The sequence below is a fragment of the Clostridium chauvoei genome (assembly GCF_002327185.1).
GTDB classification, from domain to species: Bacteria; Bacillota; Clostridia; order Clostridiales; family Clostridiaceae; genus Clostridium; species Clostridium chauvoei.
The window spans coordinates 72,925-91,210 of sequence record NZ_CP018624.1 but is presented as its reverse complement, the minus strand read 5'-3'; the positions used below and the strand labels follow the sequence as shown (position 1 = coordinate 91,210).

General features: G+C 30.4%; 19 protein-coding genes. All 19 read right to left on the bottom strand.

Going from position 1 to position 18,286, the window contains the following annotated elements:
• Positions 1 to 83: 83 nt before the first annotated feature.
• Positions 84 to 791, bottom strand: coding sequence for a TVP38/TMEM64 family protein (locus tag BTM21_RS00410; RefSeq protein WP_021874507.1), 708 nt, complete (start codon positions 789 to 791; stop codon positions 84 to 86).
• A 112-nt stretch (positions 792 to 903) separates the two neighbouring features.
• Positions 904 to 2,397 carry a 4Fe-4S dicluster domain-containing protein gene (locus BTM21_RS00405; RefSeq protein WP_021874508.1) on the bottom strand — a complete coding sequence of 498 codons (1,494 nt, stop codon included), beginning with the start codon at positions 2,395 to 2,397 and terminating at the stop codon, positions 904 to 906.
• Between the two features lie 213 nt (positions 2,398 to 2,610).
• On the bottom strand, positions 2,611 to 3,948 hold the full coding sequence (locus tag BTM21_RS00400) for a class II D-tagatose-bisphosphate aldolase, non-catalytic subunit (protein ID WP_079481660.1): 1,338 nt from the start codon (positions 3,946 to 3,948) through the stop codon (positions 2,611 to 2,613).
• A gap of 21 nt (positions 3,949 to 3,969) precedes the next feature.
• The gene (locus BTM21_RS00395) at positions 3,970 to 4,827 is read right to left on the bottom strand and encodes a tagatose bisphosphate family class II aldolase (RefSeq protein ID WP_021874510.1); all 858 of its coding nucleotides are present in this window, start codon (positions 4,825 to 4,827) and stop codon (positions 3,970 to 3,972) included.
• A 26-nt stretch (positions 4,828 to 4,853) separates the two neighbouring features.
• Positions 4,854 to 5,285: a PTS galactosamine/N-acetylgalactosamine transporter subunit IIA gene (gene agaF, locus BTM21_RS00390; RefSeq protein ID WP_021874511.1), complete on the bottom strand. Its 432-nt coding sequence runs from the start codon at positions 5,283 to 5,285 to the stop codon at positions 4,854 to 4,856.
• Positions 5,286 to 5,333: 48 nt separating this feature from the next.
• A complete protein-coding gene (locus tag BTM21_RS00385; protein WP_079481661.1) occupies positions 5,334 to 6,497 on the bottom strand; it encodes an SIS domain-containing protein in 1,164 nt (387 codons plus the stop codon).
• A gap of 83 nt (positions 6,498 to 6,580) precedes the next feature.
• Entirely contained in the window at positions 6,581 to 7,309 is a 729-nt protein-coding gene (locus tag BTM21_RS00380; protein ID WP_079481662.1) for a GntR family transcriptional regulator, read from the bottom strand.
• 166 nt (positions 7,310 to 7,475) lie between these two features.
• Positions 7,476 to 8,294: a PTS system mannose/fructose/sorbose family transporter subunit IID gene (locus BTM21_RS00375; RefSeq protein ID WP_079481663.1), complete on the bottom strand. Its 819-nt coding sequence runs from the start codon at positions 8,292 to 8,294 to the stop codon at positions 7,476 to 7,478.
• Positions 8,284 to 9,051 (bottom strand): PTS N-acetylgalactosamine transporter subunit IIC, encoded by a 768-nt coding sequence (gene agaW / locus BTM21_RS00370; protein WP_021874515.1) that lies wholly within the window; start codon positions 9,049 to 9,051, stop codon positions 8,284 to 8,286. Before agaW ends, BTM21_RS00375 begins: the two co-directional genes overlap by 11 nt.
• Positions 9,052 to 9,143: 92 nt before the next feature.
• Positions 9,144 to 9,620 carry a PTS galactosamine transporter subunit IIB gene (gene agaB, locus BTM21_RS00365; protein WP_021874516.1) on the bottom strand — a complete coding sequence of 159 codons (477 nt, stop codon included), beginning with the start codon at positions 9,618 to 9,620 and terminating at the stop codon, positions 9,144 to 9,146.
• A gap of 289 nt (positions 9,621 to 9,909) precedes the next feature.
• Positions 9,910 to 10,470, bottom strand: coding sequence for a hypothetical protein (locus BTM21_RS00360; RefSeq protein ID WP_021874517.1), 561 nt, complete (start codon positions 10,468 to 10,470; stop codon positions 9,910 to 9,912).
• 114 nt (positions 10,471 to 10,584) lie between these two features.
• A complete protein-coding gene (locus tag BTM21_RS00355) occupies positions 10,585 to 11,541 on the bottom strand; it encodes an N-acetylglucosamine kinase (protein WP_079481664.1) in 957 nt (318 codons plus the stop codon).
• 246 nt (positions 11,542 to 11,787) lie between these two features.
• The gene (locus tag BTM21_RS00350) at positions 11,788 to 12,732 is read right to left on the bottom strand and encodes a DNA-3-methyladenine glycosylase family protein (protein WP_021874519.1); all 945 of its coding nucleotides are present in this window, start codon (positions 12,730 to 12,732) and stop codon (positions 11,788 to 11,790) included.
• 69 nt (positions 12,733 to 12,801) lie between these two features.
• Positions 12,802 to 13,233 (bottom strand): C-GCAxxG-C-C family (seleno)protein, encoded by a 432-nt coding sequence (locus tag BTM21_RS00345; RefSeq protein ID WP_021874520.1) that lies wholly within the window; start codon positions 13,231 to 13,233, stop codon positions 12,802 to 12,804.
• Between the two features lie 118 nt (positions 13,234 to 13,351).
• A complete protein-coding gene (locus BTM21_RS00340; RefSeq protein ID WP_021874521.1) occupies positions 13,352 to 14,200 on the bottom strand; it encodes a 3-hydroxybutyryl-CoA dehydrogenase in 849 nt (282 codons plus the stop codon).
• Between the two features lie 79 nt (positions 14,201 to 14,279).
• The gene (locus tag BTM21_RS00335; protein ID WP_021874522.1) at positions 14,280 to 15,287 is read right to left on the bottom strand and encodes an electron transfer flavoprotein subunit alpha/FixB family protein; all 1,008 of its coding nucleotides are present in this window, start codon (positions 15,285 to 15,287) and stop codon (positions 14,280 to 14,282) included.
• 21 nt (positions 15,288 to 15,308) lie between these two features.
• Complete coding sequence (locus BTM21_RS00330) at positions 15,309 to 16,088, bottom strand: electron transfer flavoprotein subunit beta/FixA family protein (protein WP_021874523.1); 780 nt, start codon at positions 16,086 to 16,088, stop codon at positions 15,309 to 15,311.
• A 19-nt stretch (positions 16,089 to 16,107) separates the two neighbouring features.
• Complete coding sequence (locus BTM21_RS00325; RefSeq protein WP_021874524.1) at positions 16,108 to 17,247, bottom strand: acyl-CoA dehydrogenase; 1,140 nt, start codon at positions 17,245 to 17,247, stop codon at positions 16,108 to 16,110.
• 82 nt (positions 17,248 to 17,329) lie between these two features.
• Entirely contained in the window at positions 17,330 to 18,112 is a 783-nt protein-coding gene (locus BTM21_RS00320) for a short-chain-enoyl-CoA hydratase (protein ID WP_021874525.1), read from the bottom strand.
• Between the last annotated feature and the right edge of the window lie 174 nt (positions 18,113 to 18,286).

Here is an 18,286-nt window from a genome sequence, read left to right as displayed (position 1 = left end):
ATGAGTATATTCTATTAATTATTTCTTTTTATAGGGCCCTCCCCCTATTACTAATAAAAATATATCTTTTAATAAAAAATATGTTATTTATTTTTATTACCATAATCACTAATAAATTTTTTACCTTTTATAAGACTAATTATAAATATTAAACCTACTACAATTCCTATAGATATCAATATCCATAAATTATCTAAAGACATTTTATCTCCAAAAAAACATGATATAAATAATGCTGGAGTTCTACCTATCATTGATATTATTGTAAATTCTCTTAAGCTTAATGTTGTTATTCCACATATGTACCCTAAAATATCCTTAGGTATTCCAGGAATTAAATACATTATAAATACAAGCTCTTTAAACTTCTTTTTATCCTTTTTTATTTCCTCTATTTTTTTAAATATCCACTTATCATCTTTAAAAACTATTTTTTCAACAAAAGGCTTTCCAAGTATTCTTGCTACTAAAAAACTAAAAACACTTCCTATTAAAATACCTATAAAAGATAATAAAAATCCCTCAAAAGATCCAAATATGTATCCACCTGCTATTTGAACTAATTCTCCAGGTATAAAGAACACTACTATCTGTAAAAATTGTAGTACTATATATGCTATAAAAGAATACTTTCCATATCCTAATATCATATTCTTTATGCTTTCAGGATTTCTGAAAAACACTGCATATTTTTGATAATATTCAAAAAAACAAATTAATAAACCTAATAAAAAAATTATCCCCACAATCTTATATTTATTTTTATGTAAAAAATCTTTTATTTTGTTCATAAAACACCCCATCTATTTTAAATTTTATAATTAGCAATGAATATTTATATAAGTAAATATTCCCATTTATATCTCTATTCACTGCTAATTATTATAAGATTCTATTTAATTATTATTCTCTCTCTAAATTTAAATTATTATACTCTTCTAACTTATCATTATCTAAAACCGCTTTTTTAGTTGCTTGTGCATTAGTCTTATTAAATGAAGCTTTTGCTTTCATAGATGTAACTACTGTACCTGCCCCATTTATACATCCACCTTCACATATCATACCTTCAATGAAGTTTCCTTGAAGCTTTCCTATTTTAGCCATTGTCATTGCTTTTTTAATTTCTACTCCACCAGATGCTTTTACTGGTCTAAAATCTGCTTCTAAGCCTTTTCCTCTAATATAGTTTTGTATTGCAGCTGTTAATCCACCATGAGCACCAAATCCTCTTCCATATATTGATGCATCATCAACAATCTCTTCTTCACATTTTTCTAATTCTATTTCAAAAGCATCAAATAATGCTAATAATTCTTCAAATGTTAATACATAATCTACAGCATCTTTTACTGACTCTCTCACAGCTTCACTTTTCTTTGCTGTACAAGGTCCAATAAATACTACCTTAGCTTCAGGATCCATATGTTTTATATATCTTCCTGCTGCTACCATAGGCGATACTGTCCCTGATACTTTTCCTATTTCTGAAGGGAACATTTTTTCAACATAGCTTAAGAATCCAGGACAACATGAGTTTGTCATATAGTTGTCTCCATTTTCCATCCTCTCAATAAACTCATTACTCTCATGAACTGTTACCGCATCTGCTCCACATGCCGCTTCAACCATATCTATAAATCCTAATTTTTTTATTGCATTTTTGATTTGTCCATAAGTAGTTTTCATACCAAATTGACCAGTTATAGCTGGCGCAACTACTGCGTATACTTTTTCTCCTTTTGCTAAATTCTTAGCAACTGGAACTATTAAACTTTTATCTGATATAGCTCCAAATGGACATGCTGACATACAAGCTCCACAATTAACACACTTTTCTTCCTTTATGACTGCTCGTCTATCTTCTGGGCTTATTTCTATAGCAGCTGTTGGACAAACCTTTTTACAAGGTCTCATAACTTCTGAAATAGCATCATACGGACATGCTTTTTGACACATTCCACATTCTTTACATATTTCCTGGTTTATATATGCTCTTCCTGCAACATAAGATATTGCTCCAAAATTACAAGCTTCTTTACATTTATGAGCTAAACAATTTCTACAAGAATCCGTTACGCTATATTTATTTATTGGACATCTATCACAAGCAGCCTCAATAACATATATTATTTGATCATCTTCTTGTATATCTACAAATTCTTCAATCATATTATCCCCATTAGCTAAACATCCAGCAGCTAGTTTTGCTCTTTCTAATACAATTGCTCTTTCTTTATACACACAACATCTATATCTAGCCTTATCCCCTTTAATTACTTCATAAGGAATTTTTTCAATTTCTTCTGGAGTAACTTTATCTGCTTTAGCAAGCTTTGCTACCTCTGTTAACACTTCATGCTTAAGCTTTTTTAATTGACTTTCAAATTGAAACATATACAAAATCTCCCTTCTTATTATAAAGTTTCCAACAATATTATATCAACATTATGGATTATTTTGTTTATTTTTTTAAATTTTAATTATTTTTTCACAAGATAAATGAATAATATTATTTATTTTGCATAAAATAATTCTTATTTTTAGAAATAAAAAGCTCTAAATAAGTTTTAAACTTATTTAGAGCTTCAATTTTAGCTTATATTACTTCTAAATTGTTTGTAATACTTTTGCTTCTTCAGTAGCAAATATATAATCATCTATATACTCACCTATTCTATCTTTTAATAGACTTTCTGCTGTAAGTTCTAATTCACCATCTCTTATCTTCTTATATTGATTGTGCATAAATTGACTTACTAAAGTTATTGGAATTTCTACTCCATTTAGATTATCCAATAATTTTTCTAAAGCAAAGTTAACATTTTCTTTTGGCATATAGTATCTACATCTATCTGATAGACTATATTTTCTATCAAGTTTAATTTTTTCACTAGTTCCTGAGTAATGGTTCTTCCAATCTTTAGGTTCCTTTATCATACTAAACTCAAGTATTTCCATAAATTTTGATAATTCTTTATCTGAGTTATATTTAAACAACTCATTTTCTATAGCATTTAAGGCAAATACACCTTCTCTAAATCCAAAGGTTAAAGCTGGTCCTACTTTTAGAATTATATAGCCATCTTCCACCATTTCTTTTAAAGCTTTAGGAGTTTGATAATCAGTAGAATGTGCTTCAAATACTAATTCAGGGTATTCTGAAATTGCTTCTGTTAATTCTTTAGCTGCTTCTCTATTGTAACCCCAAACATGATCACTACCAAATTCTACACCTGGTTGTACAACTACACCTACAACATAATCCCAAGCTAAGCCAACACCAAAGCTTTCAAAAGCTTCTTTAAAAGTATTTATAGTGTTTCTAAAGTTACTAACTTTAGTTACTACAATTCCTTCTTCTTCCTCTTCTTCTCCTTGAGCTCCTCCTGGAATAGGAACTTCACTTCCTATTACGTATACTGGATGTATAGCATTTTCTTCTTGTTCTAATAGTTCTAAATATGATTCTTCTGCTACTTTGCATAGAATAGAAGCTCTATTTGCTATTAATGAATCACCAAAGATTCCCTTCTCTATATCGCCCTTCAAAGGCATACTTGTATCTATATGAATTTTAGTGAACCCTGCTAGTACATACTCTCTAATTAAATCTTTAGCATTTTCCATAGCTTCTATAGGAGCAATCTTTGTCCATGTTAATGGGCCTAAATGGTCTCCCCCAAGAATTATTCTTTCTATTGGAAAATTATTTTTTTCTGCTAACTCATGAATATACTTAACAAAATCCTTTGGTTTCATTCCTGTATAACCACCAAATTGATCAACTTGATTTGCAGTTGATTCAACTAAAAGACACATATCCTTATCCTTTAATCTCTCCATAGCAGCTTCAATTACATATTTATTTGAAGAACATACTGAGAAAATCCCCACATTTTCCCCATTTTTATACCTAGTTACTATCTCCTTAATAGGATGTACCATACCCTCACCTCTCATAATATATTAAGCTCTGCCGTTACTTCCACATACCATTATTTTATGTGCAACTATTTTCTTCATTGCTTCTTTACCAGGTGTCATATATTTTCTTGGATCATTAGCTTCTGGGTTTTCTATAAAATATTTCTTAACAGCATCTGAAAAAGGTATCTTTAAATCAGTTGCTACATTTACTTTACATATTCCAAGTGAAATAGCTTTTTTTACTAACTCATCTGGAACATCTGAAGCCCCATGTAATACTAGTGGAACATCTACTATAGCTCTAATTTCTTTTAGTCTTTCAAAATCTAATTTAGCTACCCCTTTATATAATCCATGAGCTGTTCCTATAGCTATTGCTAAAGAATCCACTCCTGTTCTATCAACAAAATCCTTTGCTTGCTCTGGATTTGTGTACATTGCATCTTTTTCATCTACAACTAAATCATCTTCTTGTCCGCCAAGTCTTCCAAGTTCTGCTTCTACTGTTGCATCGAATCTATGTGCATAGTTGACAACATCTTTAACTATTTCAATATTTCTTTCATACTCTTCATGTGAAGCATCAATCATAGTTGATTTAAATCCTAAGTCAACATAATGTTTTATTGCATCAACATCTTCATAATGATCCAAGTGAATAGCTACTGGAATATCATACTTTTTGGCTGCAACTTCAGCCATTGCTACTATATACTCTCCACCAGCATATACTATTGTTGATGGTGTACCAGCTAATATAACTGGTGATTTTAATTCTGCTGCTGTTTCTACAACAACTTGAAGTGTTTCTAAGTTATGAATATTAAATGCTGGTACAGCATATCCTTCTCTTTGTGCTTTTTTTAACATTTCTCTTGTTGATAAAATATTTCCCATTATAATCTCTCCTATACTCCAATTATTTAAATTCCGTCAAATTCGTCTTCTTCTGTTTCTTCTTCTACTTTAATTTCAAATGCTTTGATTGCACTCTTACCTGAATTAATAGCAAAATCCACTAACTCATCTGCAGCCATACCTTCTCTGCATAATGAAACTTCAAGTATCATTCCTAGGTTAGTTCCTGAAATTACTCTAATTTTTTTATCTTGTAATTGTTGACTTAATACAACAGATACCTTAAAAGGAGACCCCCCTGCTAAGTCTGAAAGCACTACTATTTCTTCTCCTAATGTATTAATTGCATTTCTTAACTTTACTTCTAAAGTTTCTGTATTATCATCTACTGTAAAATCTACTCCAATTAAATTTTCTTGTTCTCCTGCAATTAATTTCAATGAACTTAAAAGTCCTGTTGCAAAATTTCCATGCCCTGTTACTATTAGCCCTACCATAATTAAAGATTCCTCCCTTATTTATAAATTAATATTCTTTTGTTTTATCTATTTGCTATATGGATGTATAATTACACCTTTTACTACTCTATTAACTGTTCCATCTGGTCTTGGGTTATCTGGTGAAATTCCAAGGTTTAATGAACTAAATAAACCAAACATTTGACCAAATAACATATAATTAAATACTGTATAAATTTCTGGAACTTCTGCACCATTTATACTTAAATATTTGTCACATAAATTGTTTAGTTCCTCATTATCTTTATAACTAATAACTGCTAATTTATGTTTTCCTACATCTCCATGAATTTCTTTTATTAAGTCCATATCATAAAGGTTTGTATATTCATTAGTTGAATTCATAAATATCACTAATGTATTATCATTTATTATTGATTTTGGGCCATGTCTAAATCCTAATACTGACTCACAAACAGTTATTGTTTTTCCACTTGTTAATTCTAAGTTCTTAAGAGCCATTTCTTGACAAAGTCCTTTTAAGGCTCCTGAGCCTAAATAAACTACTCTTTCACATCCTAGTTCTACTAATGATTTAATATCTTCCCATTTGTTATCTAAAATATAATTTCCTTGATTAATTACTGTATTAACGTATTTTTTGTTTTCTTCAATATTTTCAATATCAAAAACTAATAATGATGCAAGTAGCATACAGCTAAATGAACTTGTCATAGCAAAACTCTTATCATTTGATTCTTCTGGCATAAGTAAACAAAGATTTTTTTCATTTTGTGTAGCCTTTTTAGCAAGTTGCCCTCCCTTATTACACGTAATTACCAGTTGTGTTATATTTTTAACATTCTTTTCAAAAACTTCATAAGCTCCAACACTTTCTGGACTATTTCCTGATCTTGCATAGGATACTAAGATAGTTGGCGTATCTTCTTCAACAAACTCATGAGGATTGGACACTAAATCTGTTGTTGCAATAGCTTCAACTCTTACCTTTAATTTTTTAGCTAAATACAGATATATTGTATCTCCTACATAATCAGAAGTACCTGCTCCCGTTAATATTATTCTTGTATTAGCCTTTAAATTCTTCTTTAAAAAGTTTTCTATATTCTCTTTATTTTCCTTTATTATTTCATAAGTCTTTCTCCAAGTTTCAGGTTGCTGTCTAACCTCTGTAGCTGTAAAAGTTGCTCCTATTTCTTGTAATCTTTCTTTTGTCAAACCAAAAAACATCTAAACTACCTCCCACTACTGATAATGTCGTCATTACCAGTTGTTTTAAAAAATTTTATTTTTTATTTAAATTAAGTTAATAACTAATTATTTTTTAATTGAACTCTATATTTAAACTTATCGCCTCTAGCCACACCAATAGTATATTCTACTAATTTACTATTTTCATAAGTAAATCTTTCGATTTTCAAACTCGGTTCTCCTTCATTTATATCTAAATATATACTTTCTAGTTTATTAGTAAGTATAGGTTCAAAATACTCTTCAGCTGCTGTTAATTTAGCTAAAAATTTTCCTATTAAAACATCATACATAGGTGATTTTTCTAATTCAGCCTTTGTTAACCCTTCAAATCTCTCAAACGGTAAATATGTTATTTCATACATCATTGGAATATTGTCTGCTTTTCTTATTCTTGTAATTTTATACAGTAGATCTGTCTCTTTTATTTTAAAAATACGAGATAACTTTTCATCTGTATGTATTATTTCAAATCCAATAACCTCTGAAGTAGGTTCTTTACCAATCTTTTTCATCTCTTCTGTAAAAGAATAAAATGACATTAAGTCTTGATTTAACCTTTTTGGTGATACAAAAGTTCCTTTTCCATGAACCTTATATATATATCCATCTCTTTCAAGTTCATCTAAAGCCTGTCTCACTGTAGTTCTACTAACATCGTATGTTTCACATATCTCTCTTTCTGAAATAATTTGTTGATGTTCTTCTAGGTTCTTATCGATATTTTCTATAAGTATATCCATTAATTGTAAATACAATGGTATCCTTGAGCTTTTATCAATAACTCCCATTTTACTACCACCTCATTATTTTATACCCCAATTATATCATAATTTTTTTAAAATTCCACTAATATTTATGTAATATATTACATACTTCTAAGTTAGTCCCTATTTACCCCTTTAACTTTTAAGACCTATATCTAGCTTTCACTAGATATAGGTCTATAATTTTATTTTATAATATTCCTAAGAATTTACCTGCTATACCAAATACTATTGTAAATAATATTAGCATAACTGGTGATTTACCCTTCTTAAGTAAAGAATACATTAAGAAAGTATATGCTAATGGTAAAAGGTTTGGCATTACTGCATCTAAAACCCCTTCTTGAAGAACAACTTCAGCTTGCCCAGCTGTTATAACTAAAGTAGTCTTTAAGTTAACCATTGAAGCTATTAATCCTCCAACAACTGTTAATCCAACAATTGAAGCAGCATGTGATATCTTCTTAGTTTGTTCTTTTAATGTTGCTACAGCTTTAACACCAGTATTGTAACCATAGTTCATTAAGAAGAATCTTAAACCAAAATGTATAATATTGAATAATACTAAGAATATAATCGGACCTGCAACATTACCTTCTTTTGCTAATGATGCTCCGATACCAGCGCATATTGGTAAAGCTGTTAACCAGAATAATGCATCACCGATACCTCCAAGAGGTCCCATTGTTGCAACCTTGATTGCTCTTATAGTATTTCTATCTTCTTTATTTTCTTCCATTGCTATTATTAGTCCCATAATGAATGTTACTAAGAATGGATGTGTATTAAAGAATTCAAGATGATCTTTCATTGAAGCTGAAAGATCTTCTTTATTTGTATGAATCTTCTTTAATCCTGGTAGTAAGGAGTATAGCCATCCACAAGCTTGCATTCTTTCATAGTTAAATGATGCTTGTAGAAATAATGATTTCCATGCCATTGCATTAAGATCTTTTTTAGTTATAACTTTATCTGTACTCGGATTCTTATATCCTAAATTAGATTCCATCTTCAAACTCCTCCTTTACTACTTGTACTGTTTGATTATTCTTTGAATTGTGATAATCATAAAGTGCTATACATAATCCAATTAAAGCAAGTGCTAAGATTGGAATCTTAAAGTAAGTAACTAGTAAGAATCCACCTAATAGGAAAGTAATGTATTCTTTCTTTAACATTATCTTTAATAGCATTGCAAATCCGATAGCTGGCATAATTCCACCTGCTACTGATAAGCCATCTATAATTGGTTGTGGTATCATTTGAACTATTTCTGCTGCTTTGTCTGAACCAAAATAAATTGGTAAGAATGCACAGATAAAATATGATACAAATAAGATAACTAATCCTAAATAATTTATTTTATTTATTCCATTAGTATTAGCTTCTTCTGCATATTTATCAGCTTTGTGCATTATTGGTGAGAAAGCAGTAAATAGTAATGTTATACCAGCTTGAGCAGCTACTGCAAATGGAACTGCTAAACCTACAGCTGCTTGGGCATCAAGTTTACCTATAATAGCTAAGCTTGTACCAATTATCCCTCCAATAACAACGTTTGGTGGTTGTGCACCAGCTAATGGTACCATACCCATCCATACAAGTTCTAAAGTTGCACCGACAATAAGTCCTGTTTTCATGTCTCCTAAAATAAGTCCTACAATAAGTCCTGTTACTATTGGTCTGTGTATGTGGGTTAATCCATCGAACATATCGATACCAGCTATACCAGCCCAAATAGCGATTAATAGTGCTTGAACAAACATTTAAATTCATCCCCCTTTTAATAGATTTTTATAAATTTATGATTTTAAAAAAATGAAAAACTAATTTAAAAGGTTTTAAGTATTAAGTTAAACTAAACAAATTTTGCTATATCAATTTCAGGTCTTTCATCAGGAACTCTTCTTTGTTCTACTTTAACTCCTAAATCGATAAGCTTTCTTAAAGTCTTCTTATCATCTTCATCAATTGAAACTGTTGAAGATATTTGTTCTTTTCCTTCACTAAAATGCATATTTCCAATATTAATTTCTTTTATTGGAACTCCACCTTCTACTAATCTTAATGCATCTTGAGGTGTTTTACATACTAAGAAAATCTTTTGCTTAGCAGATGCTTTATTTATTACTTTTATAGTTTTTTCTATTGAGAAAAATCTTGTTTGAATTGCATCCGGAACTACCATATCCATTAAACTTTGTTGTACTGGATCTGCAGAAACTTTATCATTAGCAACTAAAATTAAATTTGCTCCTAAATGATTTACCCAAGTTACTCCTACTTGTCCATGAATTAAACGATTATCTACTCTTGTTAATAATATGTTTGGCATAACTGCACCCCCGTAAGTTCTTTTAAAATCTTATAATTTAAAATTATTTCTAAGTGGTACGTACCACTTATCTATATTGTAAATGTTTTCCGATAGCTTGTCAATAATTTTATTAAATTTTCAAAATATTTATTTTATTCAATTGTTTTCTTATGTAATCCTGTATTTTAAAGGGTTTTTAAATGTTTTTATTTTTTAAATTCAACTTAAAAAAAGCACCAATTCATTAAAAACGAATCGGTACTTCTTCACATTTCGACTTACTAAACCAATTTACCACTATCAACTGTTAATTACCAGTTGATATTTTACTCCTAAAAAACACTCTATAACTTATAACATTCATCAATGAAATAATTGATAAAAATATTAAATTTATATCTATAGAAATAAGCTTCATTACTCCTAAATATAAAATAGCACTTGTAAAAAACATTATTACTAGTTCAAAGATATTAAAAATTCCTTGAGACTTATTTATTATATCTAGCATTTCTTTCTCTGTTAAATCTTGATTTTTATACTTTGTTGCAAAAATTCTAGAACTTATTCCTGCTAATATTTGTTTACTTACCAAATCACAAGCAAATATTATAAAAACACCTATTAACGCAATCAAAAACACCTGAATTGTATCTATTTGCATAGGTACAACCATAGAAACTAATTTAAATATTAAAAACAACGTCCCTCCCACTAAAGATATAATAGGTAAAGAAACTGCTAACATCATTCCAGAAAATCTGATATTTTCTTTAAAAGAATTGTTTTTATTCGCAACCATTGTAAATGATAAAGTCGCTATAAAAACTAATAAAAGTAATAAAACACTTAATATTAAATAATTCATAAACCCACTCCCTCTTATATATCCCTTTTATATGTATAAGCCTTACCCAATATAGTCATTATATTAAAGGTCACTTATCTCATAGAAGAATAAGTGACCTTTATATTATAAATTTTAATCACACATAATTTCTTTAACATTTGACGGAACTTCATTTCCAGCTAATTTATAAGCTAATAATGCTGCTCCATTCCAAGGATCTAGTTCTGGTTCTTGTATTATACAATCTAACCCTGCAGCTTCTACCTTCGCCTTTAGTGGTTCTAATACATATTTTCCAGCTTTAAATACTCCACCAGTATATGACACAACAAACTTCCCATCAAACTTTAAAGTTTTTGATAATGATCTTATATGTTTGAATAGCTCTTCTGCTACATCTTCAAATATTTTTCTAGCAACAGGACATCCTTCTTCTGCTGCTAAAAAACATATTTTTGAAAAAGTTGCAAGTTTAGTTCTATCTCGTTGCAATTTATTAAATACTATATCAACTATTTCATAATCATATGAAATATTATATTCTCTTTCTAAAACATCTAATAATGCAGTTTTTTCTTCTCTGCCATCTCTTTGCTTTGTATATTCATTTATTGTTCTTAGTCCAATCCAATACGCACTACCATCATCACCAATTCCAGGTCCAAAGCCACCACATCTAGCTAACATACCTTCATCATTTCTTCCATAGGCTATACTTCCTGTTCCTGCAACTACATTAATACCTGCTTTACATGCAGTGCCTGCCGCCCAACCATTAACTGCATCATTATCTATCATATATGGAGCTTCCATAACCTCTCTAATAGCTTGATCAATTTTTACTTTATCTTCTAAACTTTCCCCATATCCAGGTACTCCTGCAAATATAAATGCAATATCCTTAGGTTCAATATTTACATTAGAACATATTTTTGAAATATTTTCTCTTAGTTCTTTTTTTATTCCTTCTACACCTACTTGATGTATGTGGATTGTCCCGCTTTCAACATCCCCAACTTTTTCTAACTTATCATCAACAAGAATATATCTTGTTTTGGTTCCTCCACCATCAATTCCTAAATAATACATACCCTTCTCCTCCATTGCCTATTGATAAAATATTTTTTGTGGTTTTCATTATAATTTACTATTACTATAGTACAATTTCCAGAAAACCTTTTCAAGTAGCTTATATTTGTCTATACATTATATTTTATACTATCTTACTATAAATATATATTACTTTTTTACATTTTTATAATAAAGTTTACAATTCCGATTTGTAAATTTAAATTTTCGTTAATAAAAAAGTAGCCTTTTAAAAGCTACTTTTTATTAATCTACCTTTATGTTATTTTCTCTTGCATAATAAAATAAATATTGTTGTGCCATACCTGATAAAGAACCAAATTTTTCTCTTGCAAATATTCTCATTTTATTTAAAGAAACATCTGGTGCAACATAAAAATGAATCATCGCTCTTTTTACCCAGACATCCACAGGAAAGGCTGAATGTTTTGCCATAGAAAATAGCATTATACAATCTGAAACTTTAGCTCCAACCCCCATAAACTTTTGAAGAGCTATATGGCACTCATCATCATTTAGATTGCTTATGTATTCTAAATCATAATCCAATATTTCTGGTCTTTCTTTGTATTTATCAGGATTACTTATCATATCCTTTTTTACTCTCAAAGCTTCATTAACATTATTAATTGTACTTATTATATATTTACTTCTAAATGAAGCTCCTGTTGCTTGTATTTCTTCTAAAGTCGCCTCTTTAATTTGTTCAGGTCTAGGAAAAGTATAATATTCTTGATCATTATATATTATTTTCTCTCCCCATATTTCACATATTTTCTTTACTGTCTTTTTTATTGATGGAATACTATTTCTAGCTGATATTATAAAGCTAATTAACATTTCAAAAGGATCTTGATTTAATATCCTGATTCCATATCCAAACTCAACACTTTTCTTTAGTATTTCGTCTTTTGCTAATTCCCTCTTAATAACACTATAATCTCTTTCTAAATCAAAATAACTAATCCAAATATTATTAAAGTCTTCTTTATTTGCATTCAAAATAATTACTTCATTTTCATTTTGTTGAACTTCTATAACTCTACCACAAGCTACTACAATATAATTGGTATCGGTTATCTTATCCCATCTAAAGCATTGACCACATTCTAAGATTTGTTTTATATTAAAATTTTTCATTCCTTTTAATATGACCTTATTATCTTCAAAAATAACTTCTTTAAAATCCATATTTTCACCTCATGTATTATACATCAATACATTAATTATCCCTCAAAAACAAGTAAAGTATTCTCCCCTTTACTTTACTCTTATTATTTTATAATCCTCTTTGTATTTTTCTATAATTTCTTCTAATGATTTTGCAGCAACTAACATCATATGTAAACATCTGTCTTCTTCATTTTCTCTGTATTTTAACTTTAATTCATCACAATTTAAAGTACCTAAATTCTCTCTAAAAATACTCATAAATTCAGATGTCATCATCTTAACATGTGGACTTTGATGTCCCCTCTCTTCTGTAAACATAATTCCAATAGCAGCTATAGCACCAGTAGCTCCTCCACAGATACTTTCTATAGCCATTCCCCCACCAAATGCAGCCATAGCTTTAATCGTCTGAGCTGATAGGTCTAAATCATAACACTCATTTGCTGCTTTTAATATACATTCTGCACAATTTAAATCATGTTTTTTGTCATATAATTCTCTAGTTTTTTCTACTAACATATTTCACCTCTACTATTTCACTTTTTAAAATTATATCATACCCAAACTATGTATTTGTATAATTTATAAAAAAATAAGAGATTCATACAAGAATCTCTTACTTTTAATATTAAAAAAATTATCTGCTATAGTCGTAGAATCCTTTTCCTGATTTTCTACCTAGCCATCCAGCTCTAACATATTTTCTTAGTAGGCTACTTGCTCTATATTTAGTATCTCCTGTTTCATTATATAAAACATCCATTATAGCTAAACAAACATCTAATCCAATAAGATCTCCTAAACCTAAAGGTCCCATTGGGTGATTAGCACCATATTTCATAGCACTATCTATATCTTCAGCTGAAGCAATTCCTTCTTGAAGAATAAATGTTGCTTCATTAATCATTGGGATAAGTATTCTATTAACTACAAATCCTGGAGCTTCTGCAACTTCTACTGGTTCTTTACCAATTGCTACTGATAATTCCTTAACAGCATCAAAAGTTTCTTGTGAAGTAGCCATCCCTCTGATTATTTCCACTAATTTCATTACTGGAGCTGGGTTAAAGAAATGCATTCCTATAACCTTATCTGCTCTCTTTGTTGCTGATGCAACTTCAGTTATTGATAATGATGAAGTATTTGATGCTAAAATAGCTGATTCTTTACAGATTTCATCTAATTCAGCAAATATTTGTTTCTTGATTTGCATATTTTCAATTGCTGCTTCTATAACTAAATCACAGTCTTCTGCTAATTTCATATCAGTTGTTCCTGTAATTCTTGATAATATAGCTTCCTTAGTTTCTTCAGTCATCTTTCCTTTAGCTACTTGTTTGCTAAGTCCTTTATTAATTCCAGCAATTCCTTTTTCAACAAATTCGTCCTTTATATCTCTAACGATAACTTCATAACCTTTTTGTGCAAAAGCTTGAACAATTCCAGCTCCCATAGTACCAGCACCAATTACAAAAATCTTTTCCATAATAATTACCTCCTAAATTTTCATACCACTTGTTTTTATATTATTTATACCCTAAAATTCATATAATTTATTGACCTTATTATTCTGCTTCCTTCATAGCCTTTAATTGAGCTGTCATTTCAGGTAATACCTTAGTAATATCTCCAACGATAGCATAATCTGCAACCTTCATGATTGGAGCACTTTCATCCTTATTAACTGCTATAATCATATCTGACTCTTGCATACCTGCAACGTGTTGTATCGCTCCTGAAATACCGCATGCAATATAGATATTTGGTCTTACAGTTTTACCAGTTTGACCTACTTGATAATCTTTTTCTATCCATGCATTATCTACAGCCGCTCTTGACCCAGCAACTGTTCCCCCTAAAACTTCTGCAAGTTCTTCAAGTAATGCAAAGTTTTCTTTTGAACCAACACCTCTACCACCTGATATGATAAAGTTAGCTTCACTTATATCAACAACATCTTTAGTTTCCTTAATAATTTCTACGATTTTAGTTCTGATGTCGCTTTCTGATAATTTAACTTCAACTTCTTCTATATTAAAATCTCTAGCTTCTTCTGGAATTTTTGAGAAAACTCCTGGTCTTACTGTAGCCATTTGTGGTCTATGATCTGGGCAAGCTATAGTTGCCATTAAATTACCACCAAATGCTGGTCTAGTAGCTAAAAGATCCCCATTTTCAACTTCTACATCTAGGCCTGTACAGTCAGCTGTTAATCCTGTTGATAATCTAGCTGCAACTCTTGGACCTAAATCTCTACCAATGAAAGTTGCTCCTATAAATACTATTCCTGGCTTTCTTTCACTAGCTAAATCACAAATTACCTTAGTATATCCGTCAGTTGTATAATTTTTTAATAATTCACTTTCAGCAACTAAAACCTCATCAGCACCATGCTTACCAAGAGTTTCTGCTAAAGCTTTTACGTTATCTCCTAATAAAAGAGCTGTTAATTTTACCCCTAATTTATCTGCAATTTTTCTACCTTCACCAAGTAATTCAAGAGAAACCTTTTGAAGTTCTCCCTCTCTTTGTTCAGCAAATACCCAAACGCCTCTGTAGTCTGCTATATTCATCTTCCTTACCTCCCATAATTCTTAGATGTAGTGTTTTTCTTTTAATTTTCCTAACACATATTTTACAGCTTCTGGCGCAGTTTCTTTTACGATTTCTCCCGCACCCTTTGTTTCTTTTGTCATTGATTTTTTAACCTTTGTAGGTGAACCCTTAAGACCTAATTCTGCCTTATTTACTTCAATGTCATCTGCTGACCAAACTTTTATTTCTTTTCCTGCTGTTTCAAATATATATTTTACATTCATATATCTTGGTTCATTTAATTCTTTTATAGCTGTTAAAAGAACTGGAGCTTGAACCTTTATTAATTCATATCCGTCTTCTAAAGCTCTATTTACAAGTAATCCATCTTCTTCAACTTTTACATCTTGAACATAAGTTACTTGAGGTATGTGTAAATGTTCTGCAATTTCTGGTCCTACTTGAGCAGTATCTCCATCGATTGCTTGTCTTCCTGCGAATACTATATCGTATTCTAATCTTTTTAATGCTCCTGCTAAAGCCTTTGAAGTTGCTAAAGTATCAGCACCAGCAAAAGCTCTATCTGTAATAAGTACTGCTTCATCAGCACCCATACATAATGCTTCTCTTAAAGCATTTTGTGCTTGTGGAGGTCCCATGCTTATTACAGTAACATGAGCACCGGAAGTTTCTTTTATTCTTAACGCAGCTTCTAATGCATGCTTATCTTCTGGATTTATTATTGAAGGAACTCCATCTCTTATAAGTGTTCCTGTCTTTGGATCAATTTTTACAGCTGTTGTATCTGGAACTTGCTTTAAACAAACTACTATATTCATAATCTAAGTCCTCCCCTTACTATCTTAATGCGCTTCCTGAAATAACCATCTTTTGAACTTCTGAAGTTCCTTCGTAAATTTCAGTTATCTTAGCATCTCTCATCATTCTTTCTACTGGATATTCTTTAGTGTAACCGTATCCTCCAAATATTTGAACCGCCTTAGTTGTAACATCCATTGCAACTTCAGCAGCATAAAGCTTAGCTCTAGCAGCATCTACTGAATAAGGCATCTTAGCTTCTTTTAAACATGCAGCTTTATATACTAAATGTCTAGCTGCTTCTATCTTAGTATCCATTTCTGCAATCATCCATTGTAATCCTTGGAATGCAGCTATCGGTCTACCAAATTGTTTTCTTTCTTTCATATAAGCTATAGCTTCTGCAAGTGCACCTTCTGCAATACCTAAAGCTTGTGCAGCAATACCAATTCTTCCTCCATCAAGAGTCTTCATTGCGATTCCAAATCCTTTTCCTTCTTGACCAATTAGATTTTCTTTTGGTACTATACAATTTTCCATAACTAATTCAGTTGTTGAAGATGCTCTAATTCCAAGCTTTTCTTCTTTCTTTCCTATTGAGAATCCTGGGAAGTTCTTTTCAACTATGAAACCTGATATTCCCTTAGTTCCCTTACTCTTATCAGTCATTGCAAAAATTATAAATGTTTCAGCAACTCCACCATTTGTAATAAATATTTTTGATCCATTTAACACATAATGGTCACCATCTAAAACTGCTACTGTTTGTTGTCCTGCAGCATCTGTACCTGCTCCTGGTTCTGTTAAACCAAATGCTCCAATCTTTTTACCTGTTGCTAAATCTGGTAAATATTTTTCTTTTTGATTCTTATTACCAAATTGTTCTATTAATGATGCACAAAGTGAAGTATGAGCTGATAATATAACTCCTGTTGTTGCACAAACCTTTGATAACTCCTCAACTGCTAGTATATATGCAAGAGTATCTCCACCAGCTCCACCATATTCTTTAGAAAATGGAATTCCTAGCATTCCAAGCTTGGCCATTTTCTCAACGTTTTCCATTGGAAATCTTTCTGTTTCATCTATTTCTGCAGCAATCGGCTTTACTTCATTTACTGCGAATTCTCTAACCATTTGTCTTACTAATTCTTGTTCTCTAGTTAATTGAAAATTCATTTACTATACCTCCTTGTTATTAAAACCTCTATTCAATAATAATTGGAAAATTACTTCGTTATCTGTTTTTTTAATCTTCTGACTATTTATTTTGGAAATTTTTACTTCTTCTTTCAATAAAGGCTGTCATTCCTTCAAACTGATCTTCTGTTGAAAAACACTTTCCAAAATCTCCTGCTTCTATTTCAATAGCATTATCTATATCTACTTGCATTCCCCTATTAATTGCATCTTTACATAGTTTAACTGCTATTGGTGCATTCTCTATAATCTTTTTCGCAACAGCCCTAGCTTCATCCATTAAACTTTCTAGTGGTACTACCTTATTTACTAACCCAATTTTTAATGCTTCATCAGCTTTTATTATTGCTCCAGTATATATTAATTCTTTTGCTTTACCTTCTCCAACCAATCTTGGTAATCTTTGAGTACCACCAAATCCTGGAGTTATTCCAAGTCCTGTTTCTGGTTGTGCAAATTTAGCCTTTTCTGAAGCAATTCTTATATCACATGACATAGAAAGCTCGCATCCACCACCAAGAGCGAAACCCGAAATCGCTGCAATAACTGGCTTGTTTAATTTTTCTAATCTTCTGAATACTTTGTTTCCAAGAAGACCAAATTCTCTTCCCTGTTCCTCATTTAATTCTTTCATTTCTGCAATATCAGCACCTGCTACAAATGCTTTTTCCCCCGCACCTGTCAATATTACGCAGTATATGTTGCTATCCTTTTCTAAGTCTGATATTACTGTATCAATATCTTTTAGAGTTTCTGAGTTTAAAGCGTTTAATGCTTTTGGTCTATTGATTGTAACAATAGCTAAGTTGCCTTCTTTTTCAAGAATTACATTTTTTAATTCCATATTCAGGTCCTCCCTCTCATAATAAAAAATTAATACAATTGATGTTAACCATATTTGAACATTTAATTTTTGATAAATTCAGATTGTTGAATTTTGCGAAAAAAAATTGAACATTCAGAAATCTCTTTTGTTAATATTGTAACAATTTAATAAAAAAAAATAATTGAAGCACCA